Annotated in this window: 1 rRNA gene; it reads right to left on the bottom strand. The window is 53.8% G+C overall.

The features are described from left to right. Positions 1-20: 20 nt before the first annotated feature. Positions 21-1,748: ribosomal RNA gene (locus QD172_RS17265) — 23S ribosomal RNA — on the bottom strand; the annotation flags it as partial.

Genomic DNA, 1,748 nt, shown 5'->3' with positions numbered 1-1,748 from the left:
GCAAACCCCTTGGGTGTTATATGGTCAAGCCTCACGGGCAATTAGTACTGGTTAGCTCAACACATTGCTGTGCTTCCACACCCAGCCTATCAACCTTGTAGTCTTCAAGGGCCCTTCAGGAGGCGCAAGGCCTCAGGGAAGTCTCATCTTGAAGGGGGCTTCCCGCTTAGATGCTTTCAGCGGTTATCCCGTCCGAACGTAGCTACCGGGCAATGCCATTGGCATGACAACCCGAACACCAGAGGTTCGTCCACTCCGGTCCTCTCGTACTAGGAGCAGCTCTTCTCAAACTTCCGACGCCCACGGCAGATAGGGACCGAACTGTCTCACGACGTTCTAAACCCAGCTCGCGTACCACTTTAAATGGCGAACAGCCATACCCTTGGGACCGACTTCAGCCCCAGGATGTGATGAGCCGACATCGAGGTGCCAAACACCGCCGTCGATGTGAACTCTTGGGCGGTATCAGCCTGTTATCCCCGGAGTACCTTTTATCCGTTGAGCGATGGCCCTTCCATACAGAACCACCGGATCACTAGAACCTACTTTCGTACCTGCTCGACGTGTCTGTCTCGCAGTCAAGCACCCTTATGCTCTTGCACTCAATGCACGATTTCCAACCGTGCTGAGGGTACCTTCGTGCTCCTCCGTTACTCTTTAGGAGGAGACCGCCCCAGTCAAACTACCCACCATACACTGTCCTCGATCCGGATAACGGACCTGAGTTAGAACGCCAATGATGTCAGGCTGGTATTTCAAGGTTGGCTCCACCGCATCTGGCGACGTGGTTTCAAAGCCTCCCAGCTATCCTACACAGACAACATCAGCATCCAGTGTAAAGCTATAGTAAAGGTTCACGGGGTCTTTCCGTCTAGCCGCGGGTACACAGCATCTTCACTGCGATTTCAATTTCACTGAGTCTCGGGTGGAGACAGCGTGGCCATCATTACGCCATTCGTGCAGGTCGGAACTTACCCGACAAGGAATTTCGCTACCTTAGGACCGTTATAGTTACGGCCGCCGTTTACCGGGGCTTCGATCAAGAGCTTCGGACGAATCCTAACCCCATCAATTAACCTTCCGGCACCGGGCAGGCGTCACACCCTATACGTCCGCTTGCGCGTTTGCAGAGTGCTGTGTTTTTAATAAACAGTTGCAGCCACCTGGTATCTTCGACCGGTAAGAGCTTACGGAGCAAGTCCTTCACTCGAACCGGTGCACCTTCTCCCGAAGTTACGGTGCCATTTTGCCTAGTTCCTTCACCCGAGTTCTCTCAAGCGCCTTGGTATTCTCTACCTGACCACCTGTGTCGGTTTGGGGTACGGTCGCATGTGATCTGAAGCTTAGAGGCTTTTCCTGGAAGCGTGGCATCGATGACTTCCTGACCGTAGTCAGTTCGTCTCGCATCTCGACCTCAGAGGAACCGGATTTGCCTGATTCCTCGGCCTACATGCTTTCACCAGGACAACCAACGCCTGGCTCACCTAGCCTTCTTCGTCCCCCCATCGCAACCACATCCGGTACGGGAATATTAACCCGTTTCCCATCGACTACGCGTTTCCGCCTCGCCTTAGGGGCCGACTCACTCTGCTCCGATTAACGTAGAACAGAAAACCTTGGTCTTCCGGCGGGGGAGTTTTTCACTCCCCTTATCGTTACTCATGTCAGCATTCGCACTCGTGATACCTCCAGCAGACTTCTCAATCCACCTTCATTGGCTTACACGACGCTCCTCTACCGCTCATCCA

Source organism: Cobetia sp. 10Alg 146, from assembly GCF_029846385.1.
GTDB classification, from domain to species: Bacteria; Pseudomonadota; Gammaproteobacteria; order Pseudomonadales; family Halomonadaceae; genus Cobetia; species Cobetia marina.
Note: the sequence above shows the minus strand (reverse complement) of the source record. Positions and strands in the feature narration are given on the sequence as shown.